Annotated in this window: 19 protein-coding genes; 7 read left to right on the top strand and 12 right to left on the bottom strand. The window is 49.6% G+C overall.

Annotated elements, in window-relative coordinates; all coding sequences use genetic code 11:
- The first annotated feature begins 23 nt into the window (after positions 1–23).
- The 3 genes from pstC to DTHIO_RS03515 all read left to right on the top strand — a co-directional run bounded on the left by pstC (position 24) and on the right by DTHIO_RS03515 (position 3,159).
- On the top strand, positions 24–920 hold the full coding sequence (gene pstC, locus DTHIO_RS03525) for a phosphate ABC transporter permease subunit PstC (protein ID WP_008868974.1): 897 nt from the start codon (positions 24–26) through the stop codon (positions 918–920).
- A gap of 35 nt (positions 921–955) precedes the next feature.
- Entirely contained in the window at positions 956–1,813 is an 858-nt protein-coding gene (gene pstA, locus DTHIO_RS03520) for a phosphate ABC transporter permease PstA (protein ID WP_008868973.1), read from the top strand.
- Between the two features lie 260 nt (positions 1,814–2,073).
- Positions 2,074–3,159 (top strand): HprK-related kinase B, encoded by a 1,086-nt coding sequence (locus DTHIO_RS03515; protein ID WP_008868972.1) that lies wholly within the window; start codon positions 2,074–2,076, stop codon positions 3,157–3,159.
- Positions 3,160–3,168: 9 nt separating this feature from the next.
- On the opposite strand, the gene DTHIO_RS21345 is transcribed toward DTHIO_RS03515, so the two are convergent.
- The 5 genes from DTHIO_RS21345 to DTHIO_RS03490 form a co-directional block, all read right to left on the bottom strand.
- Positions 3,169–3,378: a hypothetical protein gene (locus DTHIO_RS21345; RefSeq protein ID WP_161598625.1), complete on the bottom strand. Its 210-nt coding sequence runs from the start codon at positions 3,376–3,378 to the stop codon at positions 3,169–3,171.
- Between the two features lie 284 nt (positions 3,379–3,662).
- Positions 3,663–4,022, bottom strand: a complete 360-nt coding sequence (locus DTHIO_RS03505) for an amphi-Trp domain-containing protein (protein WP_008868971.1) — start codon at positions 4,020–4,022, stop codon at positions 3,663–3,665.
- A gap of 240 nt (positions 4,023–4,262) precedes the next feature.
- Complete coding sequence (locus DTHIO_RS03500) at positions 4,263–5,165, bottom strand: GAK system ATP-grasp enzyme (RefSeq protein WP_008868970.1); 903 nt, start codon at positions 5,163–5,165, stop codon at positions 4,263–4,265.
- Between the two features lie 75 nt (positions 5,166–5,240).
- A complete protein-coding gene (locus DTHIO_RS03495) occupies positions 5,241–6,839 on the bottom strand; it encodes a phosphate signaling complex PhoU family protein (protein ID WP_244156302.1) in 1,599 nt (532 codons plus the stop codon).
- A gap of 73 nt (positions 6,840–6,912) precedes the next feature.
- Positions 6,913–9,345 carry a glycosyltransferase gene (locus DTHIO_RS03490; protein ID WP_008868968.1) on the bottom strand — a complete coding sequence of 811 codons (2,433 nt, stop codon included), beginning with the start codon at positions 9,343–9,345 and terminating at the stop codon, positions 6,913–6,915.
- Between the two features lie 277 nt (positions 9,346–9,622).
- Between DTHIO_RS03490 and DTHIO_RS03485 the strand changes: the two genes are divergently transcribed.
- Positions 9,623–10,447, top strand: coding sequence for a sensor histidine kinase (locus tag DTHIO_RS03485; RefSeq protein WP_008868967.1), 825 nt, complete (start codon positions 9,623–9,625; stop codon positions 10,445–10,447).
- A gap of 388 nt (positions 10,448–10,835) precedes the next feature.
- On the opposite strand, the gene DTHIO_RS21595 is transcribed toward DTHIO_RS03485, so the two are convergent.
- Positions 10,836–11,192: a hypothetical protein gene (locus tag DTHIO_RS21595; RefSeq protein WP_161598624.1), complete on the bottom strand. Its 357-nt coding sequence runs from the start codon at positions 11,190–11,192 to the stop codon at positions 10,836–10,838.
- Between the two features lie 394 nt (positions 11,193–11,586).
- On the opposite strand from DTHIO_RS21595, the gene DTHIO_RS03480 reads away from it, so the two are divergent.
- On the top strand, positions 11,587–13,044 hold the full coding sequence (locus DTHIO_RS03480) for a protein adenylyltransferase SelO (RefSeq protein ID WP_008868966.1): 1,458 nt from the start codon (positions 11,587–11,589) through the stop codon (positions 13,042–13,044).
- 289 nt (positions 13,045–13,333) lie between these two features.
- Here the strand turns inward: DTHIO_RS03480 and DTHIO_RS21945 are convergent, their stop codons facing one another.
- Positions 13,334–13,618: a hypothetical protein gene (locus DTHIO_RS21945; RefSeq protein WP_208596363.1), complete on the bottom strand. Its 285-nt coding sequence runs from the start codon at positions 13,616–13,618 to the stop codon at positions 13,334–13,336.
- A gap of 555 nt (positions 13,619–14,173) precedes the next feature.
- The gene (locus DTHIO_RS03470; protein WP_008868965.1) at positions 14,174–14,503 is read right to left on the bottom strand and encodes a helix-turn-helix transcriptional regulator; all 330 of its coding nucleotides are present in this window, start codon (positions 14,501–14,503) and stop codon (positions 14,174–14,176) included.
- A 612-nt stretch (positions 14,504–15,115) separates the two neighbouring features.
- Between DTHIO_RS03470 and DTHIO_RS03465 the strand changes: the two genes are divergently transcribed.
- Both DTHIO_RS03465 and DTHIO_RS21800 read left to right on the top strand, forming a co-directional pair.
- On the top strand, positions 15,116–15,556 hold the full coding sequence (locus tag DTHIO_RS03465; protein WP_008868964.1) for a hypothetical protein: 441 nt from the start codon (positions 15,116–15,118) through the stop codon (positions 15,554–15,556).
- Positions 15,557–15,640: 84 nt separating this feature from the next.
- Entirely contained in the window at positions 15,641–18,463 is a 2,823-nt protein-coding gene (locus tag DTHIO_RS21800) for a PocR ligand-binding domain-containing protein (protein WP_008868963.1), read from the top strand.
- Between the two features lie 254 nt (positions 18,464–18,717).
- On the opposite strand, the gene DTHIO_RS03450 is transcribed toward DTHIO_RS21800, so the two are convergent.
- From DTHIO_RS03450 to DTHIO_RS03435, 4 genes are read right to left on the bottom strand one after another with little or no spacing between them, the layout of a single operon-like run.
- Positions 18,718–22,329: a proline dehydrogenase family protein gene (locus DTHIO_RS03450; protein WP_008868962.1), complete on the bottom strand. Its 3,612-nt coding sequence runs from the start codon at positions 22,327–22,329 to the stop codon at positions 18,718–18,720.
- 17 nt (positions 22,330–22,346) lie between these two features.
- Positions 22,347–23,054: an ABC transporter ATP-binding protein gene (locus DTHIO_RS03445; protein ID WP_008868961.1), complete on the bottom strand. Its 708-nt coding sequence runs from the start codon at positions 23,052–23,054 to the stop codon at positions 22,347–22,349.
- A 2-nt stretch (positions 23,055–23,056) separates the two neighbouring features.
- Positions 23,057–23,860 carry an ABC transporter ATP-binding protein gene (locus tag DTHIO_RS03440; protein WP_008868960.1) on the bottom strand — a complete coding sequence of 268 codons (804 nt, stop codon included), beginning with the start codon at positions 23,858–23,860 and terminating at the stop codon, positions 23,057–23,059.
- Entirely contained in the window at positions 23,857–24,819 is a 963-nt protein-coding gene (locus tag DTHIO_RS03435; RefSeq protein ID WP_008868959.1) for a branched-chain amino acid ABC transporter permease, read from the bottom strand. The genes DTHIO_RS03440 and DTHIO_RS03435 overlap by 4 nt, the downstream gene beginning before the upstream one ends.
- Between the last annotated feature and the right edge of the window lie 8 nt (positions 24,820–24,827).

Below are 24,827 nucleotides of genomic sequence, written 5' to 3'. Positions count from 1 at the left end.
AAACACCAGCATAAGTGAATCATATGGCAGTTATTTCAAGCCAAAAAAAGGATCTCCTGGTACACGGGGTCTTTCTAATTGTAGGGGCCAGCGGGATAATAATCCTGACCCTGATTTTTCTTTTTCTGATCTTAGAAGGCCTTCCCATATTCGATGTTATTTCAGTCAGAGATTTTATCCTGGGCAAAGAATGGTATCCAACTGATATCAACCCGGACTACGGAATTCTGCCGCTGATAGCCGGTTCTGCCAGTGTAGTGGCCCTGGCCTCGATCATGGCCATTCCCCTGGGAGTTTTCAGCGCCATTTACCTGGCCGAAATTGCGCATCCAAAGACAAGGGCGGTGATCAAGCCCATTGTGGAGCTCATTGAGGGCCTGCCCACCGTAGTCATCGGTTTTTTCGGTATGGTTGTTGTCGCCCCTTTTCTGCAGGAGATGTTCGATCTGGGTACGGGACTGAATGTACTGAACGCTTCCATTATGCTGGCTTTCATGGCTGTGCCCACCATTACCAGCATATCCGAGGATGCCATCTACAGCGTACCCAGACATATGAAGGAAGGCTCCATGGCCCTGGGGGCCACGCAATGGGAAACCATTGCCAGAGTAATAGTGCCTGCTTCTCTGGCCGGAATATCCACAGCCGTAGTCCTGGGAATAGCCAGAGCCATAGGGGAGACCATGGTGGTGCTCATGGTGGCCGGCGGTGCGGCCATGATTCCGGAATCCATATTCGATCCGGTGCGGCCCATGCCGGCAAACATCGCTGCTGAAATGGGCAATGTTCCATTCCGCAGTGATCACTACCATGCCCTTTTTGCCATCGGCCTGGTTCTTTTTGTTTTCACCTTTCTTTTCAATCTGCTGGCCAGCTACCTGTCGGAAAGACATAAGCAGGTAGGTGCGGCCACACTTTAAAAGCAATTGATAAACCATCCAGCAGAGATTCCAAAATGAGATCCAATTTTGCACGCAAGCGTAATCAGTTCATCGCTTTTTCCATCTTCAGGGCCGCAATTTACCTGAACGTACTGGCCCTGGCCCTATTTCTGGGATTTATCGCCATTAACGGGATCAGTGCCATAAGCTGGGAGTTTTTGACCGAACACCCCAGAAAGTCCATGACCGAGGGGGGAATCTGGCCCTGTATCGTGGGTACTGTCTATATAAGCCTGGGTTCCATTCTGGTGGCTTTTCCCCTGGGTGTGGGCACTGCCATTTATCTTAATGAGTTTTCCGGCGGCGGCAGATGGACCAGAATCATACGCATGGGCATAATCAACCTGGCCGGAGTGCCCTCGGTTGTCTACGGTCTTTTCGGGCTGGCCTTTTTTGTTCTCTATCTGAACATGGGGGTCAGTCTACTGGCTGGCTCTCTTACCCTGGGGGCCTTTATTCTGCCGCTGATTATCGGATCAGCTGAGGAAGCCCTGCGAAACGTTCCTCAGTCCTACCGCGAAGCCTCTCTGGCTCTCGGGGCCACCAAATGGCAGACCGTTTACAGGATGGTCCTGCCTGCTGCGCTGCCAAGCATGCTTACCGGCATGATCCTGGGTGTAAGCCGGGCCGCAGGTGAAACCGCTCCCATCATGTTTACCGCGGCTGTCTTTTATACCGGCAAGATCCCAAGTTCGATTTTTGATGAAATCATGGCCATGCCTTATCACATCTATGTCCTGGCCACAGCCGGTGTCAACATAGACCAGACCAGACCTCTGCAGTACGGCACTGCACTAACACTCATGTTTCTGGTTCTGGGACTGAACTTAGTCGCAATACTGGTGCGGAACAAGCTGCAGAGAAGGCTGTAGACCTGGATTTCACTGACACTTCCCGGAAAAATACAGGAAGTAAATGTGCTGGAAACCAACGGATAAAAGATTGCCAGGAATTTGAAACACTTAGAAAACAGTAAAGTGTAACAGTTTAGCCGTTTGCATGTGGCATGGCTTCCTGCCCGGAGGCATACAGCCCGGAGAAGGTTTGGGGGTGCCTGTCCCCTGCTTTCCTTAAAAAGGGATAACCTGTTACTTTTGTTGTATATATGTTTATCATTAAAGAGGATGTCACAATGCATTATCCAATTACCCCCGGGCAAAGTTTCCTGCATATGCTGGGCTGTTCAAATGTTCAGGATACACTGGATCAGTCCGTTGATCTTCAGCTGGATGACTGTACCATCAGGGTGGAGATGGATGAACCTGTTTTGCGGGAAAAGCTTTTGAGATACTTTAAGCCTTTTTTAATCCAGAATGATGACCAGCCCCATATTGTGATTAAAGCTCTGGAAAACCCCCCGCTTAAACCTGGTATCAGCCTGACTGACCTGCACCCCGGTTGCAGCAAAAAGCGTATAAAGGAGCAGTACATAAATATTCCCGGGGGCAGGGTGGTTCGCAAAAAACTCTCCGGGATGCTGTTTTTTATGAACTCCAGTGAAAATATCGCCATCGGACCGTGTACAGAAAATGACAACCAGATTGTCAACTTTATCAATAACCGCTTCATCCAGTGGAAGCTGGACCAGGGCTGTCTACTGTGCCACGCAGCAGCAGTTTCAAGAAAAGGGCAGGGGATTATTCTGGCGGGTTTTTCCGGTCTGGGTAAATCTACTCTGGCCCTTCACCTCATGAATAAAGGCCTTGATTTTGTCAGCAATGACCGCCTCATGGTCCGCAAAAAAAAGGAACATGTAGAAATGTTCGGAGTGGCCAAGCTGCCCAGGGTCAATCCGGGTACAATACTGAACAATCCGCGTCTGACCGGGATTCTGACATCTGAAGAAATCAGGAAATTTTCCGGAATTTCAAAAGACATGATCTGGAAAATGGAGCATAAATATGACGTCTGGCTGGATAAGTGTTTCGGTCGGGACAGGTTCAAGCTGCAATCAGGAGTAAAGGCGCTTGTCATTTTAAACTGGAGCAGGCACGGACAGAGCCTGGAAATGCAGAGGGTGAACCTGGAAAAAAGGTCAGAGCTGTTGCAGGCAGTGATCAAATCTCCTGGTCTTTTTTACTATCCATCAGACAACTTCAGGGTGCTGGAGCCTGACCCTCTGGACTACATGAAATTTTTTCAGGATATTCCGGTTTATGAACTTGGCGGAGGCATAGACTTCCAACAGGCCTCGGACAGATGTGCTGAACTTATATAAATAATGTGCCTATGTCTGGGTTCTTCTGTTTTGTGCAAATGAATTGCCAGGCTTCGATTTGGCCAGTTTTTTGGTTCCGGCGGCCAGCTGGCTGATCTGGTTCAGGGTCATGTTTTCAAAGCAGTCCACTATGGCCAGGGAAACAGAAACAAGGGCAAACTTCTTTTTCACCCCATCCCGGTTTTTGGCCAGAATATAACCCCTTTTATTGTCATCCACCGTGTAAAATTTTTTTGCCAGTCTTGCGAAACAGCGCACTATCGACTGGCAGATCCGCTGGGCCTTTTGGGTTTCAGTAATAATGATAAAATCATCACCACCTCCCCCTACAACGACACTTATTTGTGCCTCAAGGGGACTTCCGGCACGCACTTGGAGCTAAAAATCAGGCCTGGGTGGCACAAAATCTCATTCAAGTGGGCGCCGGAGTGCCTATCCCTGATTTGACAATCAACCTATTTTCTAAGTGTCGTTGTTGGGTTAATCATGCAGAAGAGTGATTTTTATCGCAGTTCTTCTTCAGTTTGTTCATTGCTCTCCTGGTATTCCTGGTCTGCATCCCCTGCTTCACTTTCATATGTTATTTCAGGAGCCTGGCTGGATATAACCAGCTCCGGCTCCTTAAACGCAAACTCTTTGCTATCGGTTCTCCAGCTGATCTCCATGCATATTTTTTCCTTGTCCTTTTTGGATTCAGCCCTGATTTCAAGCTTTAAGTGGGGTGCGGGAACAAGCAGTATTCCCTGCTGCCCATCTCCTACATATAGCCTTCCTACTTGAATTGAGTCCATCAGATTTTCCAGAGTGGCTATCAGGCTTTGTTTTTCCACCACTGCCTTGAATTTAAGTTCATCTTTTCCCATACATTCCTCCCTTGGTTTGCTATGAATATTATAGTCCTGTGTTGCCACTTTATCGTAATCATTCAGGGGGGGGCAGGTACCGGCCAATGGGACAGTCCCCGCGACACTTTTCCTTCACCAAAACAAAAAAGTACAGGCGCGAAATTAAGTGAAGCTGCATAGTCATTACTCAGCGGGGACAGTCCCCTGGACTAATGCCATGAGTCACCACCGAGGACCCCCTGAATGCTTACATCGGCATTATTGCCGGGATTCCAGCTGGTTAATAATATATTCCGCATACATGCCGGCCGCATTCAGGCCGCAGGCATGATAAAGTCCCCTGAAACCTCCAAAGGCTGATACCTCGAAGACCATGGGGCCATCTTCTGTCTCCACAACATCCACGCAGGTAAAATCAAGGTTGAACAGGTCTTGTGCCTTACTTGCCAGATTTATGGTTTCCGCGTCCGGCTCGCATGGCTCGTACTTTCCTCCGTTGGAGGTGCAGGTGTTCCATGAATTTCCCTTGCGCCGGGCATAAGTGCCGATATATTTGCCTCCCAAAAAACTTATTCCCAGGTCTCTGCCCGGAATCTGAACCATCTTCTGAATATACATGGCAGTATTTCCCGAGGCTTGAAAATTGGCAATTGCTGAGCCACAATTTGCATTGTCCTCTACTAAAAGCATTCCCCTGGCCTTGGAAGAAAAAAGCGGCTTGAATACAGCTTTGCCGAATTTACGCACTGCCCTGACTGCTTCATCACGGCTTTCGGTGATGACTGTGGGGGGCATGGGGATGTTTCCTATCTGAAGATTTACAGTACAGCTAAGCCTGTTTACAGCCATCATGACCATTTCCGGTCTTGAAAACACAGGCTTGCCCAGGGAGCAAAAAAATCGAAGTATCTCCAGGCGGTTGTACATATCTGGAGAATAAACGGGTCCGATCTTTTTTATGGCCAGACCGTCCAGCTCAGCCAGATCAGTGTTTCCGGCAACAAGTGTCCTGCCCTGCATGTCAAAGGCCAGCTGTGCTGGATCCACCACAAGTCTGAAGCTGGTTCTTTCATACAGTTCGTCTGCCAGCTTTTCAGTGGACCAGCTGCCCGGATTGCCGATGACCGCTATTTTATAGTTCTTTTGTTTTTCAATAGACATTGAGCCTCCATGCATAAGATTTTTATAGCTGGTTTTTTGTAACAGTGCCGGCCAGGGGATCTATACAATTACAGGCTATGGGTAATCAAAAATATTTCTGGGTACTGAAAAATCCCTCCATGGTTTTCCCTGGTGGGCAAGCAGCAGTTGTGCCAGTTGCAGCGATCTGTTGTACATGCTTCTGGAAAGTTCTCTGTTCAACTCAAACCTGGTTGAGGTGTAAAAAGAACGTATCAGGCCCAGAGCCAGCCGGGCATGGAAGGTCTTGTCACTGTTTTCAGCAGCAAACTGATTGGCGAAACAAAAGATCGTTTTATTGATTTTGTTTATGGCCCGGCGTACATCGGGATAAAACACGGGCATGCGGTAGTTGGAAACAAGGAATACCGAAATGTCCTGAACATAGTCTCCATATCGCGACCTGTGCAGGTCTATAAAGTAGATCTGCTGGTTTTTCTGGTTATAAAGGATGTTGTTGGTGTTGAAATCTCCATGAATAAATACCGAAAAAGGAGAAGAAAGTTCAGTCTCTATTTTACTAAGGATCTGTAGAAGTTTTTCAGGGAGGGGTCGGGATAGTGAATTGTCAAAATCAGAAAAATTGAATTCCGGATGAATCATGATTACGTCGTCAAGGCGCTGTATCATCTGGGAAATAAAGTCAGGCTTCACAGCGGTGTTTTCCAGAGTATCGTGCCAGATAATGGACAGAGTCTCTTTAAGTATAAAGGCGGCATTGTCCATGCTTTCCCGGTCCCTGGAAAGAACGGTGTCCTGCACAGAACAACCCTGCAGAAAATCCATGAGCATGGAAGCATTTTTACTGTTCTGACTGTAGCTGATTATTCTTGGCACCAGACTTGGAAAAATGCTTTTCCATTTTTCTATGTTTGCTTTTTCCCTGGCAATTTTTTCAATTCTGCCCTCTTTAAATAATACCGCCTGTCCATTTCTCTGGCCAGAATCCATTATTTTGCCTATACGGCATCCAGACCTGGATTCCCAGATGGATTCAAAGCCGATTTCCTCAAATGAAAGCTCATTGTCCATAGAACCAAGATTTTCCATCAGGGCGTGATACTGGTGAATTTTCAGCTTTTCTCCGAATACTGAAAAAATAATGGCTTCCCCGATGTTGAGCATGGAGTCACCCATTCTTTCCAGATATCGGAAAATAAATAGACAGGTAATGAGATCGCTTTTGTTGTCCGCGGAATGCAAGTCTTCAAGGATCTGCCTGAAACTCTTTTTGAAGAGCTTGTCCACAATGAACTCAGACTTGCATATGCGCAGGGCCAGTTCATGGTCACGGTTGAACAGACCTTGAACCACAAGTTCCAGAGAGATTGTAATTTGCTGGAAGTAGTGACGGTACCTGTAGCTCTGCATGGTCTTCATGTCGTGGAGATGATTCAGCTGCCCCAGTATATTCACTGCAAAATCGCTTATTCTCTCCAGGTTGTTGCTTATGATGTTTACCGCTCTAACAAAATCCGCCTCTTCCCGGGTCAGGTAATGATGGCCGTGAATCCTTGAAAAGCAGATATTTTCAATGACTGCTTTGTAATTGTCTATCAGGTCGTCCCTGTTTTTGACCCTGTCTGCCACCTGGGGGTCAGGATTTCTGATGATTCTTTTTACCGATTCCAGTTGACGGATTACTTCCAAAGTCATGAAATGAATTTTTTCTTTCAGGTCGAGAAGGTTATGCATACATCACATCTTCCTTACATGCTTTTTCAGGATGTTACGCACATTCCCGGTACATTTCCCAGGTCTGTTCAAAGGCCTTTTTAAAGGATCTGCTTTCCATGTATTTTCTGGCCTTTTGTCCCATTTCTCTCAAATCCTCTGGATGGGCCAGAAGGGAAAGAATGGCTCTTTTCAGGGCATGACTGTCTTCAGCAGGCACAACGAGTCCTGTATCGCCCTGGATGATGTTTTCGCCCGGCCCGCCCTGATCTACTACTATGGCGGGAACACCCGAGGCCTGTGCTTCCAGCACTACATTTCCGAAGGTGTCGGTTGAGCTGGGGAAGACGAACAGGTCGGATGATGCATAGGCCTGACTCAGTTCTTCTCCCTGAAGATATCCGGTAAAAGTTGCCGGATAGTCTTTGAGCCTGTACTCCATCTCGTAACGGTAGGGTCCGTCACCCACTATCACCAGGTGCACTTTTGATGTATGTTCGCAGATTTTCTGAAAAGCCTTTTCCAGTATCTGCAGGTTCTTTTCTTTGGAGATGCGGCCTACGTACAACAGCTTTGTCTTATTCTGGATCTTATAATGCCTGGCAAAAAATCCATTGCGTTTGGCCGGGTTGAACTTGTCCGTGTCCACTCCCCTGGGGTAGACTTTGATTTTTTCGCTCCTGACGCCTTTGAGGCGCAGTTCGTCAGCGGTACTTTTCGACGGGGCGAAAACCTTATCCAGCTGATTGTAATACCAGATTATATATTTCCACATGAGTGCTTCCAGTGCGTGATCCCCGGTAAGATGCCCTGTGTACTGGGGCAGAGAGGTGTGATAGGTTCCGAATATGGGCAGTCCCAGGATTGTGGCTGTGGCCAGGGCAGCCAGCCCCATGGGTCCCGGCGTGGCTGTATGCAGGTGGGTGGTGTCCCGCTCGAAGCAGTAGTCTATCATTTCCAGGACAGGCGGGTAATACAGTTTGATTTCCGGGTATTCCGGCAGATCCAGCATGCCCATGGGCTCAAAATTTTGAACCCCGTCCATTTCCAGAGATTTGCTTGAATCAGGCCGGCAGGTGATGATGGTCAGGTCTTTGCTTGTGACCGCAGCTGTGGTGGCCAGTTGCTGCATGGTTCTGGCCACTCCGTTTATTTCGTAGAAAGTATCCGTAAAATGTGCCACCCGCATTTGATAAGCAGATTTTCTGATCCCTTTTCTTTTTTTAAAGCTGGAAATGAATTCCTTGCTTGTGCGGCGATCCTGGTTGAATATTCCATAAGATACAAAGTAGGGGGAAAGCATGGTGTAAAGGCTGCCGGCCGAGCCCAGGGTCTGAAACATGTCCAGAAAACCGGCAGATGCTGCCTGTTCCACAAGCCTGCCCGCCTCATGAGAGAGCAACCTGTTGCCTGCCTTATTGGCAAACCTGAACCATCTGGACCCCATATATTCATGAGGGTTTACCGATGATTGGACCATTCTGGTGATTTCCGGATCTGTACGCAGCATCAGTTCCGTTTCCCGGCTGAGAAGCCTGTGAAATTCTCTGGCCGGGGTTTTGCCTTTTGATCCCGTCTTTTTGTAGATAAAGCCAAGAATGGAGTCCTTGATGTTTTTTGGGATCTTCTGTCCTGGATGCAGGGTCTGGTCAAGAAACTGTAACAGGCTGTCCTGTCCGGTATAGCGGTGCAGATTGAATTTGTGCTTACAGAACTGATAACCAATTGAGTAAAGGTTGTGGGCCATGGTTTTAGGGGTTGATGGTGTTCCCCAGGCATTAGAGCACCCTTTATTTACCTGCTCCAGGAATTTTTTCAGGTTATGATTGCCGGGTACCCTGGTAAACATCCGGCCGATATTCAGAGAGCTGTGATCGTCGGATCCACCGATTATGCTCTTTTCCCAGGGTTTATTTCCCGCTGCTTTCAAATCGTATTTGTTCTGCAGGTATTCGAAATCCAGCGGGCAGAGATTATCCAGAATAAACTCCAGAGCCTCGTTCTGGGTTTTATCCCTGGCCCCATTGCACTCCATAATCTTGAAAAGAAGCAGCAGCCTTTCGAAGTTTTCGTAGCTCATCTTGCCGTTGACTGAAAAAAGTGGATGAGCTGCTGCATGTAGAATATCCTCGGTTTGAAGATAGCTGACCAGTTCAAAGATGTTGAACCTGATTTCCTGTATCCGGCTGTGCTGTTCTTCACTGATATCATAAGCCAGGACGTGGACCTTGCATCCGTCGTCTGGAAAATGAGCGGTAATTTCCTCACTGACAAACACGCCGTCTTTGTGTGCTATTTCCAGGCAACCGTCTATGCAGTTGTGGTCGGTGATGGTCACCAGGTCCATGCCTTTGTCCCTGAGTCTTTTGTAGATGAATTCAGGCCCGGTATAGCTTTCGGAGCATCCAAGCTTTTGCAGGCCCCATTGTGATGGCCTGGTGGAATGCCTGGAGTGAACATGCATGTCCACACTGGTAAATTTTTCCATAAAACCCTCCTTTTCCGGCGGTCCCCGCAAGTTATTTGAAAATTCAGTCTGACCAGATAGTGGCTCTACAAATCATTCACTCAGGTTGGTATATCTTGCTTATGTTCGGATAATGACATGGAGGTTAAGATGTTGAGACAAGACTGTTTGAATGTAGAGGGATGAAAGGTGTAAAAAAGAAATTTTCTGGTAATAGAAATGTAAAAGAAAGGATATTTAATGATGTCTGAATCACGAAAATTTTGGCACGAAACCTCAACTTCTTTGGAGGAAGTCTATGTTGAATCAGACAGGCAATTTTGCTTGCCCAGGCCAGGGCAATGGATCGCGTTTCTTGTTTATCCGTCGTGGTCAGGAAACCCAAAAAATAACTACGGAAACTGACAGACTGAAGGCCAGGATCGAGCAAAGGGACAGATTTTTTTCCATTCTGGCCCACGACCTCAAAGCTCCTCTAGCAGGTTTTTTGAGTTTTCTTCGAATGATGGTGGAAGACATTGACAGCTTTACCAGGGAGGAACTCCAGGTTGCGCTCAAGGATATGCAAGAGTGCGCTGAAAATCAGTATATGTTGCTGGAAAATATCCTGCAGTGGTCTCTGATGCAGAGAGGAGAGCTCAGTTTTATGCCTGAGCGCATATTATTGAGCGATCTTTTGAAAAATAATGCCAGCCTTGCCTCCGGGCCGGCCAGGCAAAAGGGCATCAAGGTGGAATCACGTGTTGTCCATGAAATTGAGATTGTAGCTGATAAGAATATGCTTCAGGCGGTGTTTCGCAATCTGGTCTTTAATGCACTCAAGTTTACCCCGGAAAACGGCCTTATACAGATGTCCTGCAGGCAACATAACGGTGTGGCTGAAGTTGTTGTCAGGGATAACGGCATAGGCATGGATCAGAAAACCCTTTCCGGATTGTTCAGACCGGAAAAAAAGACCAGGCGTAATGGCACAAACGGCGAAAAGGGCACCGGTCTGGGCATGGTCCTCAGCAGGGAATTTGTAAGTATGCACAAAGGCAGGATCTGGGCGGAAAGTTCTCCAGGCCAGGGCTCTGTGTTTTATGTGCAGCTGCCGGTTATTTTTCATGAGACTGCAGGATAATGTAAATACAATAATATTTACCTGCTGCAGAATGGTTGCCCGGCACCCGCATGAGAAGCTGATTTCCTGGGGCCAGGTAAGCTGAACTGCTTAACGTGCCGATTCAAGAGGTGCCGGGCAGTTTGCATGAGGTGCAGTGAACCGCTTTAAAAATCAGGAGGTTTTAAAGCATGTTTACTTACGCATTAAGGTATACCAGCTCTTGACCCCAAGAATGGTTGATCAAGTACCATGTTTTTGCGAAACTTGTGTTACCGTCTCCTCTCTTTTGGGTTACATTCCACTGACTGATTTTTTTCATGCCGGACCTGGTTTCCGCCCACTCCAGACATTTGCAGTACGGCATTGCACTGACACTCATGTTTCTTGTTCTGGGGCTTGTAACCATTCATGGGGTGTCGGAGCCATGCAAGGTTACCTGTCCGAAAAGCTGGTAACGCCTTTCTTTCATACCGTCCCTCCAGGCAGGTATCTCACAAGTTACATCATCTTCACATTTCGCGCTTGACGCAAAGTGTGAAGAATTGCCGGGCGCTGGCTCTCCGTCTATCCCTTGAAGTTTATATTTTTGTGACAGGGTTTGCGGGGTAGGCAGGTCATTAACCGTTAAAAACTTGCTTAAATGGAAAAAGTTATTATTATTGATAGCAGGGATATGGATCAGATGTGCATCAGTCAAAACTAAGGCGGGCTTTGCCCGCAACCCAATAAATAAAAGAGTTTTTGACAGGATTAACCACGCCAAAGAAGCGTGGCAGGCATAGATTAAGAGATTGATTAAGAGAAAAACATTTTTGTCCTGGCTCCCAGTTTAATGCCCTTCGGGCTTGCTCTGCGAGCAATTAAACGGGACAGGCGGAAGCCAGGCCAAAAGGTAATCACTCCAGCACTCACTTTTTTCCGGCACTCATGAATGCCGGAAGAAAGTGAGTGCTGGATGGTAAATTCAGTCAGCGGCATCAGGCCGGTGGCTGATTATCCTATCCATCCTGTTAATCCTGTCTAAGGCCTGCCACGCTTCTTAGCGTGGTTCTTGTTTTTAATGGCAGTGTTTCAGGAGTAAGTCACTGAATTTGACCCATAATCCTTATGCCATAATCCATATAAATAAACCTTAAACCTGTCACAAGGAAAACCATATGTTTAGATTTGATAATAGTTATGCCGGGTTGCCGGAAGATTTTTATGCCAGGGTGGCAGCGGCCAGGGTCCCTGCTCCCCGGCTCATCAGTTGGAACAGTGATCTGGCTGATGAATTAGGCTGGGAGAACTTGCAATATTCGGAAGAAGAGATTGCTGATTGCTTTTCCGGCAACAGGCAGTTGCCGGGTGCTGATCCCATTGCCCTGGCTTATGCCGGACATCAGTTCGGAAGCTTTGTGCCCAGCCTGGGAGACGGCAGGGCGCTTCTGCTGGGGGAAGTGGTAAATTCCAGGGGACAGCGTTTTGATCTGCAGCTTAAAGGCTCAGGCCGAACCCCTTTTTCCCGGGGCGGGGACGGCAAAGCCCCCCTGGGTCCGGTTTTGCGGGAATACCTGGTAAGTGAGGCCATGCATCACCTGGGGCTGCCCACATCCAGGTCCCTGGCGGCTGTTCTGACCGGCGAGCAGGTCTACCGGGACAAAGCCTTGCCCGGAGCGGTCCTGACCCGGGTTGCTTCAAGCCATATCCGCATCGGCACCTTTGAGTATTTTGCTTCCAGGCAGGACCATGAAAGCCTGAAAACCCTTCTGGATTATACCATTCAAAGGCACTATCCCGAAATCAAAGGTGAACCAGACGCCCCTGTACTTTTTCTTGCAAAAGTAGGGCGGCTGCAGGCTGAGCTGGTCAGCGGCTGGATGGCCCTGGGCTTTATCCATGGAGTTATGAATACGGATAACATGTCCGTGGCCGGAGAAACCATAGACTACGGACCGTGCGCCTTTATGGATGAGTTCAGCCATGACCGGGTGTACAGTTTTATCGACCAGGGCGGGCGTTATGCATATTCCAACCAGATGCCCATAGTACTCTGGAATCTTTCCCGGCTGGGGGAATGCCTTTTGCCGCTTATGCCTCAGGATAGTAATGAAGCTGTGCGCATTCTGGAAAATGAGCTGATGAGCACTCAGGCATTTCTGGAGCGCAGGGCCCATGAAAAAATGTGCTGCAAGCTGGGTATATTTGATCATCCCGGGGAGCAGGACAAAGAACTGGTCAAAGACTGGCTGCACTACCTGGAGAGGGAAAAGCTGGACTATACGCAGAGCTTCAGAAATCTTGCAGAGCTTGTAAACTCGGGCAGTTATCCAGGGTGGTTCAGTCCCGGTAATGAATTAAAGGATTTCTGTGACAGGTGGCGCAGAAGGATTATGCAGCAGGGACTGGACCCGGAAGAGATAAAAAAAATGATGAATGAGCACAATCCGGTGTTCATTCCTCGCAATCACAAGATTGAGGAGATAATTGAGGCCGCCAATCAGGGCGATTTCAGCCTTTTTCATGAAATGAATGAGCTTCTGAAGAATCCTTACCTGGAGCAGGAGGGTTTCAAAAGCTATACCTTGCCTCCCCGGCCTGAAGAAGTGGTGGCCAACACTTTTTGTGGAACCTGAATCTGTGGTAAGCAATCAGGGGGGGGCGGAATCACGCCTCTGGCGTGACTGAGGACAGTCCCCGCGTAACCCTGGTGCGGAACAAGCTGCAGAGGTAACCATTCAGGGGATGCCGGAACCGGCCAGGGGACAGTCCCCGCGACACCTTTTACGCACAATTACAAAAATTACAGACGCGAAGTTTTGTGTACCAGCACAGCCGGTACTTAGCGAGGGACAGTCCCCAGGCCTCGTGCCAGTAATCACCACCGAGGATCCCCTGAATGGCTACCTGCAGAGAATGCTGTAGTCAAATGGAATATGGGTTTAAGAACTGTCTTGACCACAACAGGTTTTTATCTGCTTGAGGCAATTCAGCTTCTTCGCAGACCGGATTCCAATATTGATGGATGGTTTCTATCTGGTGATCCATGATGGTCTGAGCTTCTGTTTTTGAAAGAAGAAACTGTTGTGCAGCATCTCTGCAAACATCTAACCGGCTGAAACGATTGTGTCCTGAAATCAACATGGCCTGGGTTGCCTCCTGTCCGGTGCGGAGTTGGGGGCAGATATCATATAGCAAACTGCCGGGCATGGAAAGCCCCGGGGGCAAAGGCAGCACCCCGGGCTGCAGAGGCAATTCCGGCAGATAAATGGGAATGGCATCTGTTCTCTCCAGATAACTTCGGCCATAATTGAACTGGAGGCCCTGGGCTGTGGACGCCAGACGTCCAGCTACTACAGGATGAGTTTGATTCGGAAGCCAGATCCAGACATAAACCTCATTCTGTGTATCGTTTTTTGAGCTTTTAGTGACTTACTCCTGAAACCTGTCATAAAAAACAAGAAACTTAGGCAGGATTAACAGGATGGTTAGGATAATCAGCCACCGGCCTGATGCCGCTGACTGAATTTACCATCCAGCACTCACTTTCTTCCGGCATTCATGAGTGCCGGAAAAAAGTGAGTGCTGGAGTGATTACCTTTTGGCCTGGCTTCCGCCTGTCCCGTTTAATTGCTCGCAGAGCAAGCCCGAAGGGCATTAAACTGGGAGCCAGGACAAAAATGTTTTTCTCTTAATCAATCTCTTAATCCTGTTAATCCTGTCAAAAAAGTTCTTTTCTTTATTGGGTTGCGGGCAAAGCCCGCCTTAGAAATCATCATTTGCTTTCATTTGGCGATTGCGGACAGCCCTGGGGAGTAGTGCCAATTTTTCTGATGCCTGCTTGCTTCGTTCCTCGATCTCGCTCACATCTGCCGAGAAAAGAGGCACGCCAACAATGGCCGCAACTTCAAGGGCTACTCCAAGTTCGACCCTGGGATCCCCTTTTTCTATACGATATAGCAGATCTCGGGAAATACCGGCTCGTTCAGCCAGCTCCTGTGTCTTTATGCGCTTTTCGAGCCTGCCGGTTTTTATAAGCGTTGCAAGCAGGCTTATTGCCCGCAGGGTATAGCGTGAATACGTGCGTACCTTCATTTCGCTCTCCACCTCTAAATGTCTTATTTATAAGACCTGTAGGTATTTTTGTCTTATGTGTAGGACGTACTTTTTCAGAAGATAAAGAATACGTCAAGCCTGAAATTCATGGTTATTTCACATTTCGCGTTTGACGCAAAGTGTGCAAAACTGGTCTCTTTATTCTTTAAAACCGTGTGTGCGGAGCACCTGCATGCCCGATAGAATTCCGCAGGACAGCAAAGTGTATTTTAGTCGGGTGTACGCCTGAAGGCTTCCCGTGCCTAAGAAAATTTTTTTGGCACGCCCTGAATGGTTACGAGACATGGCAAAAATTAACAATAAACAGTGCATTGACAATTGTTTGCGATCTTGCGTAATGAGCATGTAAAAAAGCGCATGTTGCAGTTGCATCTTTTAAAGAGATTTCCCTTGAGCCACCAGGACTTCAGCTGGATTCAGAATTTCAAGCACTTTCCAAAAGCCTTTTCACAATTGTATGTGGCACCGGGACTGGCTCTCCCCGCACTTATTTTTAATACCTGGCAATCATCCTTTGGAAAAATAAGTGCATGAGGTGCATGTCCCGTAGATTATCTTAAAATGGGCTGATCTATTACAAGGATTATGAACATGAAAGCCAGACCAGATTATTTTGGAAAGCTCGAAGAATTAAGCGATCTGCTTCAAAATGAACAGGACCTCGTTGTGGTGGGAAAATACTTTCTCGACAACTTGTCTGATGACAGAAATTTTATCTCAGCCGGAAAATTAGTAAAAGATAAAATGATAAAGCAGGTCCTTAAAGAAGTCGGAAAGCAGTTTGTAAGCCCGGATGCTAAAATCACCAATATGCTGATCACCTACATTAAAGAGTTCGATTTTTACCACGGCCCTTTGTTTCTTGGAGGCAAGCCTTCAAGCTTCTTTTATTACACTAAGCTCCAAATAGGAATGGCCATGATAATCCAGGGCATGGGAAATAATTCCAACACGTCGTTTGTAAGATTCAGGGCAGCCAAGCTCCCGGGAAAAGGGTTTGCAGTTGTCCCTCACAATCCTACAATACAGTAACAGATATCATGGTTTTCAGATGTAGCTGTATAAATTGCTTCTGTGCTGTCTTGAACCTGAACCGAAAATTTTTTGGAGTAAAGTATGCCGGACAGTAATGATCTATTGCAGGGCAGTGGTTTCCTGGTTCAGGACGATCTCCAGGATTGCCTGGAAATCCTCAGGGATGCACCTGTCGGAATTTTTACTTCCACCCCCGGGGGCAGGTTCCTGTCCGTCAATCCGGCCATGGCCCGCATGCTTGGCTATGACTCATCTCACGATCTGATAGATTCCATTACCGACATAAGTGCTCAGGTGTATATTGATCCATTGGACAGAATGGAGTTCATACGCCTTCTGGAGGAACAGGTGGAAGTGTTCAACCACGAGTGCCGGATACGCCGCCGGGACGGGACAGTCCTGTGGGTGGCCCAGAATGCCAGGCTTGTCCGCAATGACAAGGGAAAAATTACGCATATCCAGGGCTTTATCACGGATGTGTCAGCAAAGAAACAGGCCGAAGCAGAGCTAAGAGAAAAGACCGAGCGTTTGAATTCCATTGCCGAAAATATGCTGGACATGGTGTCCATCACCGATCTGGAAGGCAGGTTTAAGTATGTCGGCCCGTCGCATGCCGTTCTGGGATACGACCTGGACTATCTGCCGGGGAGAAATGTCATGGAGTTTGTCCATCCTGATGATTACAAGGAAGTTGAGACTTCTTTTGGAGAATTTCTGGCCTGCCGTGAGGACGGCCGCAGTGTAGAATACCGGTATCGCCGGGCAGACGGCGAATATGTCTGGCTTGAGACTTTCGGAAAGTTCATCCTGGACCAGGATGGGGCTGCCAGAGAAATACTGTTCAGCACAAGAGATGTCACAGAGCGCAGGCAGGCGGAGCAGGCCCTGCGTGAAAGCGAAACCCGGGTCCGGACAAAGCTTGAAGCTATACTCGAGCCGTATGAAGACTTAGGGGGCCTGGAGCTTGGCGATATTCTCGATACCCGGACTGTGCAGGATTTTATGGATGATTTTTATTACCTGACCAATATCGGCGGGGCCATAGTCGATCTCAAAGGGCGGCTCCTTGCTTCCACCGGCTGGCAGGAGATCTGTGTAAATTTTCACCGTGCGCACCCGGATGCCCTTGCAAACTGCAGGGAAAGCGATCTGATGCTTTCCTCCGGACTTACCCCTGGTCAGTTCAAGCTCTACAAGTGTAAAAACAATATGTGGGACATGGCCACCCCCATTGTGGTGGGCGGGCATCACCTGGGCAATCTTTATATCGGGCAGTTTGTCTTTGACGACGAAGAACTGGACATAGAAACATTCAGGGATCAAGCCGGAAAGTACGGTTTTGACCAGGAAGCCTACATCAGGGCCCTGCATAAAGTACGCAGGCTGGATCGCGACACCGTAAACAGAGCCATGCAGTTCTACTCCCGCTTTGCCATGCTTATATCTTCCCTCAGCTGGAGCAACCTGGAACTGGCCAGAAGTGTACATGAACAAAAAGTCGCCACACAGCAGGCCGATGTCGCCAATAAAGCCAAGTCGGAATTTCTGGCCAATATGAGCCACGAAATCCGTACACCCATCAACGGGATTATGGGCATCCTGCAGCTTCTGCAAAGTACCGAACTGAGCCCGGAACAGCAGGAATACACCAATATGGGCATTGTTTCCGCCAGCAGGCTCACCAGGCTTTTGTCGGACATCCTGGATCTGTCCAGGATTGAGGCCGGCCAGATGGAGATACGGAAAGAACAGGTGGATTTAAAGAAGCTGTGTGATTCCGTTGATGAGCTTTTCATGGTCACCAGCAGAGAAAAGGATATATCTTTAGAATTCACCCAGGACCCATGCCTGCCTCAGGTCCTTTTGGGAGACGAGGCCAGGCTGCAGCAGATTGTTTTCAATCTGGTGGGTAATGCCCTGAAGTTCACCCAGGAGGGACGGATAAGCGTAAACTGGCATCTGCAGCAGCGGCGCGGCAGAGATGCCCGGGTGCTTCTTACTGTCTCGGATACCGGAATCGGCATGACTGATGACACACTGGATGAACTTTTTAAACCTTTTGCGCAGGCTGAAAACGCCTTCACCCGAAGATATCAGGGGGCCGGCCTGGGCCTGTCCATTGTCAAAAGGCTTGTGGAGCTGATGCACGGCACTTTGGCTGTAGACAGTACACCGGGGCAGGGCAGCACTTTTTTTGTCTCATTGCCTCTGGGCATGCCTGAAGAGCCTGCAAGCCGGACCAGGCAGTCAGTGGAATCACTACAGCATGGACAAAAGCTGAAAATCCTCCTGGCTGAGGATGATCCCTCCAATCAGTTTCCCATGAAGCTTCTGCTGGAGAAATCAGGACACCAGGTAAGCCTGGCCGAAAACGGCGAGCAGGTTTTGACCATGCTTGCAGACCAGGAATTCGACTGTATTCTCATGGATATTCACATGCCGGTTATGGACGGGGTGGAGGCCACGCGGCGGATAAGAAGCATGGAGCATGGGGCAAGGGGCATGGAGCATGGGGCAGGGGGGCCCAGTGAAACCCTTGTCTACGACAGGGAGCCCTTTGGGCTGTTTCACGGGGCAGGCATGGAGCAGAGGGCAGGGGACAGAAATCAGAAGTCAGAGATCAAAAATCAGAGGTCAGAGGACAGAGGTCAGGAGACAGAGGACGGAGACCGGACGTCAGAGATGGGAGAACGTATCCCGGAATTCCTCAATTCCTCAATTCCTCAATCCCCGAATTTGGAAGTACCTGAATCCAAGACTTCCCGAATTCCCATAATAGCTTTAACCGCTTACGCCATGGATGGAGACAGAGAGAGATTTCTGCATGCAGGAATGGATGACTACCTGGCCAAGCCGGTACAGAAAGAGGACCTGGAGCGGGTACTCAATAAGCATTGCACTTGATGCAGGTTGACTTCAGAGTTGTGTCCTGATGCTCCAAAGTACTGCAGTCCGGAAATCCGAAGCTGGCCACACAGCGCACTGCGCGGCCGGGTCGGGAAGGCGGGATGCAAGTTGCGGCTAAAAACAGTCTATTTGTTCCAGCACGCTTGATTCCGGTTTTCTCCTGGCTGCAGGCTCCCCCAGCCGGTTGACCGCCGGGTACAGCTGCGGCGCTTTTGTCTCCCGCCCCTTGACTTCTGCCTGACTGGTTCCTGTCAGATAAGCCCCCTTTCTCCAAGATTGCCATAACGATGGTAGTTGTTGCTTATGCTTTGTTCCTGGAGATACTGCAGCAACTCTAAGCGCCCCTCCATAAAGACCGGAGTCCGGGAGATGTAAAACCCGGTTTCAGCCGCCCGGGCATAAACCACTTCAGGTACCCGTTCTGGACCGGCATAACGGATCCGGTCCAGTTCCTGGATCATTTCGCAGAGCTCTTCATCAGTTTGCTCAATTATCTGCACATCCCTGTTGAACAGTCTGCCCCTTGTACTGTCCAGAAAACCGGTCACTGCATTTTCAAGTCCAGCAGGCAGACTGATGACAGGCTTGCATCCTGTAACAATGCAGGCTGCAGAGCGCCCCAGGACCTCAAAAAGGCTGTCATCAGGGTGCACCCGGATGGCTACCCTGCCCTTGGGCAGGTAACGCAGCACATTGTCCTGACCACGCAGGTGAAAGTAGTCGTGCTCCTTGGAAAACTCCTTCTCCCACTGGTACAGGTAGCTTTTAACTGCATATATTGTTCTGGTGATGTCTTCTGCTATGTCTTCATGGATGCGGTTCCAGCGCAGATCTATCTCCCATTCGTTGACTGTGCGCAGAAGGTGTGATTCCTGCTGCACCGCACCGGATTCGGGATAGCCGGTTTCAGTAAAATCCATGAACTGATAGACATAGTTGGGGCTTCCAGCCTTGATTCCAGCACCCAGGGCGGATTTGCCCATGCCGCCGAAGGGCTGGCGCAGCACTACGGCCCCTGTGGTACCTTTGTTTATGTACAGGTTGCCGGCCTTGACGCCTTTTTTCCAGATTTCCTGTTCCCGCTGATCCAGGCTCTCCAGTCCGGAAGTAAGACCATACCCGGTCATATTCACCAGTTCTATGGCCTGTTCCAGGTTTTCAGCGCGCATGACCCCGATAACCGGCCCAAAAAACTCTGTCATGTGGGTATAACCTCCCGGCTGCACACCCCATTTTATCCCCGGACTCCAGATATAAGGATTGGCCGGGCTGGGCCGGGGCTCGAGGACCCAGGTTTCCCCTGGCTCTAATTCTGTCAGGGCCCGCAGCAGGTCTTTTTGAGGCGGAGCAATAAGCGGCCCCACCTTGTTTTGAAATTCCCAGGCCGAACCAGTGCTGCAGCTCCTGGCTGCATCCACTAACTGACGCTTAAAGAGCTCGTCTTGGTAGACCTCCTTTTCCAGAATCACCAGAGAGGTAGCGCTGCATTTCTGTCCGCTGTTGCTGTATGCCGAATGAATGATATTTTTGATGGCCTGGTCGCGATCAGACATGGAGGTCACTATGGTGGCGTTTTTGCCACCGGTTTCAGCAGCCAGGAAAACATCCGGGCGGTTTTTGAGGATATGCATGCCGGTATCCGTGCCGCCGGTGAGAATGATATAGTCCACGTCCGGATGTTTAGTAAGTTCGTCCCCGGCAGTACTGCCTGAACAGGGAATAAACTGCAGGACTTTTCTGGAGACTCCGGCCCGATAAAAACATTGAACCAGTTCCCAGGCCACCAGCACTGAGGCTGATGCAGGCTTGAATAAAACCGTATTGCCTGCAGCCAGGGAGGCCACAATGCCTCCGCAGGGGATGGCAATGGGCAGATTCCAGGGCGCAATCACCAGGCCTGTCCCCTTGGGCGAGCAGGAAACATTCAGGTCCTTGTAGATCCGGGCTGAATGCGGATAAAGCTCTGTAAAATCAATGGCTTCGGAGACTTCCGGATCGCTCTCGGTAAAAAGCTTGCCCCAGTTGGCAGCCGCTGAACCGATAAGGTCGCCCCGGGCCCGGCGCAGTTCATGGCTCACCAGGTCCAGGATGCGGTGGCGTTCATCAAGGCTTGTATTTCTCCAGCCGTCGGGATCATCCTTGGCCACCTGAATCGCTCTTTGAATGTTGCCGCTGTCGGCAAGGCAATAGACTGCACTTACGACTTTTCTGTCTTTTGCCTCATCAAGAGTGGATACATCCACAATCTCCCGGGTTTCTGACCCGTTGAATATCTCCTCTCCATCGACAACCACAGGTATGCGCAAAGGAGGCTTTTGACCATCATTCATCCATTTGTCGCGGATACTGCCTGCCCATACAGGGGCAGACCGCAAAGACCAGTCCGTATCAGCCTCATTGCGGAAGGTTCTGGTCCAGTAGCTCCCCATATCTTCAGGAAAATTTTCCTCATTGCGGTCCTGGGTCCTGTTGGGGCTGTCCGGAGCATCCTGCATGTGTCTGCAGGACTGAAGAAACTGATTCTTTAGAAAGGACCAGGCCTTTGAATCGGTAGTCAGATGCGGGGCATAGCGCAGAAAATTTTCCGGGGAAGTGTTTTCATCCAGACGCCGGATGAGATAGGCGATGGCATTGATAAACTGCTCTCTGGAAGCTACCGGGGCATAGAGCAGTATGTCTTTTACGCTTTCCTGCAGGGACCGGCGGACATGGTCCGCCATGCCTTCAAGCATCTCAAACCAGAACCAGTCCGTAACCTCCATGACATGTCCCAGCTCGTGAGCATAGGCCAGCTCAAAAAGATTGTGAGAGGCCACTCCGAGATGGACCGCCTGGATACGTTCAGGCTCCATGCCGTAGGTCAGCATGCGTTTGAAGTTGGCATCTACATCCAGCTTGTTGTCATAAGTGGCCAGAGGCCAGTTGAAATGCGAAGACTCCAGAAGCTCCATCTCCAGGTTGGCTCCCTTGACAATGCGCAGCTTAACCGGAGCTCCCCCGGCAGCAACCCGCTTCAAAGCCCACTCTGTGAGCTTTTTCTGCTTGGAGAAAGCATCCGGCAGGTAGGCCTGGAGAACAAGACCTGCAGAATAATCCCGAAACTCATCCTGCTCCAGGGTCCGGATGAAGGCCTCATAAGTTATTTCCAGGTCCCGATATTCCTCCATGTCCAGGTTGACTATCTTGGGCACTTTCTGACCGTTGCTGCGGACGAAATAGTTTTCCCTGGCCACCCGGAAAAGCTTGGACAGACGATCTTTCATAATCTCCACCGTATGCTCGAAGGCCAGGGAAGAGATCTGGGAATAAAGGGTGGAGATCTTTACGGATATATATTCCACATCAGGATTCTGCATGTCCTGGATATAAGTCTCAAGACGGTGCGCGGCCTCGTCTTCACCCAGAACAGCCTCACCGAGATGGTTGATATTCATGCGCACGCCCTGTTTTTTGCGCTTTTCCAGGTGGTTGTGCAGGGCTTTTTCCTCTCCCGGGATAATGGCCCTGGAGGAAGAATTGCGCATCTGCTGCACAAGCCTGGGCACGGAAAAATGGGGAAAGTGCCTGCCCATCCCCACAAACATCTGGATAAGAAGGCGCTCCACCCGGGAGAAAAAATCCGGTACCCCGTACACAGACAGCAAATGGTTGACCTGGTCGGCCACCCGCTCATGATCATGGGAGCGGAAACACTGGTCGATAAGACGGGTCAGCACCACCTTGTCCATGGGGTGGGTCAACAGCCGGTTCATCTGCTCCTGAATGCTTTTCTCTTCACTGGTGAGGAGAGTGTTGGCGCGATTCTGCCATCTAACTGCAAGATTGACTGCATCCTGCAGGATCTGTTCGTGGTGGGAGGGCATGCTTTCTCCTTATCTGTTTATCCTCCGAGATAGGCCTTGCGTACGTCCGGGTTTTTCAGAAGCTTATCCGCACTGTCCTCCAGAACAATTCTGCCCACTTCCATGACATAGCCTCTATGGGCCAGTTTCAGGGCGGCCCGGGCGTTTTGTTCCACCAGCAGTACTGTCAGGCCCTCGGCATTTATTTCCTTTATTTTTTCAAAGATTGATTTGACCAGGATGGGGGCCAGGCCAAGGCTTGGTTCATCCAGCAACAGAAGCTTTGGATGGGCCATAAGACCCCTGGCTATGGCCAGCATCTGCTGCTCACCACCGGACAGGGTGCCTGCGAGCTGGTCTTTGCGTTCCTTCAGCCTAGGGAAAAGCTCAAAATTCCACTCCAGTCTCCTGTTGATCCTGTCTTTGTCGGTCATGGTAAATGCCCCCAGGTCAAGGTTCTCCTGTACCGTCAAGGTGGAGAAGACCCGCCTGCCTTCGGGCACCTGGGCAATACCCTGAGCGACCACATCATGGCCCTGCATGGTGGTAATATCCATGTTGTTATAAAAGATAGAACCCTTGACCGGATTGATAAGGCCGCTAATGGTCATGAGGGTGGTGGATTTACCTGCACCGTTGGCCCCGAGCATGGCCACGATTTCTCCCTCCCGGACATTTAGATTGATGCCGTGCAGGGCTTCCACATTGCCGTAATTTACAAACAGATCCTTAACACTAAGCAGCATGTCTAATCCCTGCCTTCAGCTTCAAAGGCTTCATCCTCTTCATCTTCTTCCTCAATGCCAAGGTAAGCTTCTATGACCCTTTGATCCTGGGTGATTTCCGCGGGCGTGCCCTGAGCTATTCTGGCCCCGTGTTCCAGAACGATAATATCCTCGCAGATGCGCATAACCAGGTTCATATCATGCTCAATGAGCAGGACTGTCAGGCCTCTTTTCTGCATTTTTTCTATCAGCAGGACCAGCTGGGTGGTCTCATAATCATTCATGCCGCCGGCGGGTTCGTCCAGGATGATGATCTTGGGATTGCTGGCCAGGGCCCGGGCGATTTCCAGCAGCCTCTGGTTGCCGTAGGACAGGTTCATGGCATTGATATCCATGTGCTGCTTAAGGCCCACAAATTCCAGCTCTTTCAGGGCCCGGGCCAGGGCCATTCGCTCCTCTCTGCGCTGAAAAGGAATGCGCAGCATGGAGGAAAGGATGCCGGAGTTCATGCGGCAATGACACCCGGCCATTACGTTTTCAAGCACTGTCAGGTTCTTGAAAAGCCTTATGGTCTGGAAGGTCCTGGCAATACCCAGGGCGACTATCTTATGGGTTTTCAGACCTGTCAGGCTGTGGCCGTCGAACATAATCCGCCCTTCATCGGGAATATAGTTGCCTGTAATCAGGTTGAACACCGTTGTTTTGCCTGCTCCGTTGGGACCGATGAGACCAACGATTCTGCCCTGTTCCACGTCGAATGAGACATCGTCCACCGCCAGCAGCCCGCCGAACCTCTTGGTCAGGTTCTTGATGCTCAGAAGGGTCATAAGGTCTTTTCTCCGGGTTGTATTTTATGAACTGGATATTTTCTTGGCAGCGGGGGCAGAAAGCCCTGAGGTCTGAACACCATCATGGCCACCATGGCTCCACCGAAGACCAGCATCCTGGCTCCGGCGAACTGCCTGAATATTTCCGGCAGCCCGATTATGAGAAAAGCTCCCAGTATTACCCCCCTGATGCTTCCGGAACCACCGAGGATAACAATGACGAATAAAATCACCGACTCCCAGAAATTAAATGATGCAGGAGAAATGAGGGTCATTTTGGAAGCATAGATATTGCCCACCATTCCGGCCCAGAAAGCGCCCAGGACAAAGGCGGTCAACTTGAGATGGTCGACATTGACTCCGCTGCCCTCGGCAGCCACCTCGTCATTTTTGATGTAGTTCAGCGCCCTGACGTATCGGGACTTTTCCAGGTTGTAAAAAAGCAGCACACTCAGGGCCAGAAAGGCCCAGATGTAGTAGAAAAACTGGTGGGGAGTACGGATATCGAAAAAGTAAAAGTCCGGTCTGGAAATCCCGAATATTCCGTTGGAGCCTCCGGTAAGGCCGAAAATATCATTGACCAGGGCGATGCGGACAATTTCTACAATGGCTATGGTGACTATGAGCAGGTAGTCTCCCCGCAGATGAATGATGGGCCTGGCCACAAGATATGCAAAAAGGGCCGCCGCCAGACCGCTTACAGGCAGCAGCAGCACAATGGGAATGTCGTATGATGTGTTTAATATGCCGGTTGCATAGGCCCCTACGGCAAAAAAGGCAGCGTGGCCCATATGAAAAAGACCGGTATACCCGACAATAAAATTAAGGCTCAGGGCCAGAACTGCGTAAAGGCCGATATTGTTGATGACGTCAATCCAGTAGGCATCCAGAAAAAAGGGGCAGGCCAGAATGACGACGGTAAACGCCACAACCTGGATAGTATTCTTGTGTTTGCGCATGTTGCTTC

The organism is Desulfonatronospira thiodismutans ASO3-1 (assembly GCF_000174435.1).
GTDB lineage: Bacteria > Desulfobacterota > Desulfovibrionia > Desulfovibrionales > Desulfonatronovibrionaceae > Desulfonatronospira > Desulfonatronospira thiodismutans.
This window is presented reverse-complemented; position numbering and strand designations above follow the sequence as displayed.

Excerpts from the sequence above, each read along its gene's own strand:
- DTHIO_RS03450 (WP_008868962.1), bottom strand. The coding sequence starts at position 22,329 with ATGCCCTCCCACCACGAACAGATCCTGCAGGATGCAGTCAATCTTGCA.
- pstC (WP_008868974.1), top strand. The coding sequence starts at position 24 with ATGGCAGTTATTTCAAGCCAAAAAAAGGATCTCCTGGTACACGGGGTC.
- DTHIO_RS03445 (WP_008868961.1), bottom strand. The coding sequence starts at position 23,054 with ATGCTGCTTAGTGTTAAGGATCTGTTTGTAAATTACGGCAATGTGGAA.
- DTHIO_RS03490 (WP_008868968.1), bottom strand. The coding sequence starts at position 9,345 with ATGGAAAAATTTACCAGTGTGGACATGCATGTTCACTCCAGGCATTCC.
- DTHIO_RS03440 (WP_008868960.1), bottom strand. The coding sequence starts at position 23,860 with ATGACCCTTCTGAGCATCAAGAACCTGACCAAGAGGTTCGGCGGGCTG.
- DTHIO_RS03435 (WP_008868959.1), bottom strand. The coding sequence starts at position 24,819 with ATGCGCAAACACAAGAATACTATCCAGGTTGTGGCGTTTACCGTCGTC.
- DTHIO_RS03470 (WP_008868965.1), bottom strand. The coding sequence starts at position 14,503 with ATGAAGGTACGCACGTATTCACGCTATACCCTGCGGGCAATAAGCCTG.
- DTHIO_RS21945 (WP_208596363.1), bottom strand. The coding sequence starts at position 13,618 with ATGCCCGGCAGTTTGCTATATGATATCTGCCCCCAACTCCGCACCGGA.
- DTHIO_RS03505 (WP_008868971.1), bottom strand. The coding sequence starts at position 4,022 with ATGGGAAAAGATGAACTTAAATTCAAGGCAGTGGTGGAAAAACAAAGC.
- DTHIO_RS21800 (WP_008868963.1), top strand. The coding sequence starts at position 15,641 with ATGCCGGACAGTAATGATCTATTGCAGGGCAGTGGTTTCCTGGTTCAG.
- DTHIO_RS03485 (WP_008868967.1), top strand. The coding sequence starts at position 9,623 with ATGTTGAATCAGACAGGCAATTTTGCTTGCCCAGGCCAGGGCAATGGA.
- pstA (WP_008868973.1), top strand. The coding sequence starts at position 956 with ATGAGATCCAATTTTGCACGCAAGCGTAATCAGTTCATCGCTTTTTCC.
- DTHIO_RS03480 (WP_008868966.1), top strand. The coding sequence starts at position 11,587 with ATGTTTAGATTTGATAATAGTTATGCCGGGTTGCCGGAAGATTTTTAT.
- DTHIO_RS03515 (WP_008868972.1), top strand. The coding sequence starts at position 2,074 with ATGCATTATCCAATTACCCCCGGGCAAAGTTTCCTGCATATGCTGGGC.
- DTHIO_RS03500 (WP_008868970.1), bottom strand. The coding sequence starts at position 5,165 with ATGTCTATTGAAAAACAAAAGAACTATAAAATAGCGGTCATCGGCAAT.
- DTHIO_RS03495 (WP_244156302.1), bottom strand. The coding sequence starts at position 6,839 with ATGACTTTGGAAGTAATCCGTCAACTGGAATCGGTAAAAAGAATCATC.
- DTHIO_RS03465 (WP_008868964.1), top strand. The coding sequence starts at position 15,116 with ATGAAAGCCAGACCAGATTATTTTGGAAAGCTCGAAGAATTAAGCGAT.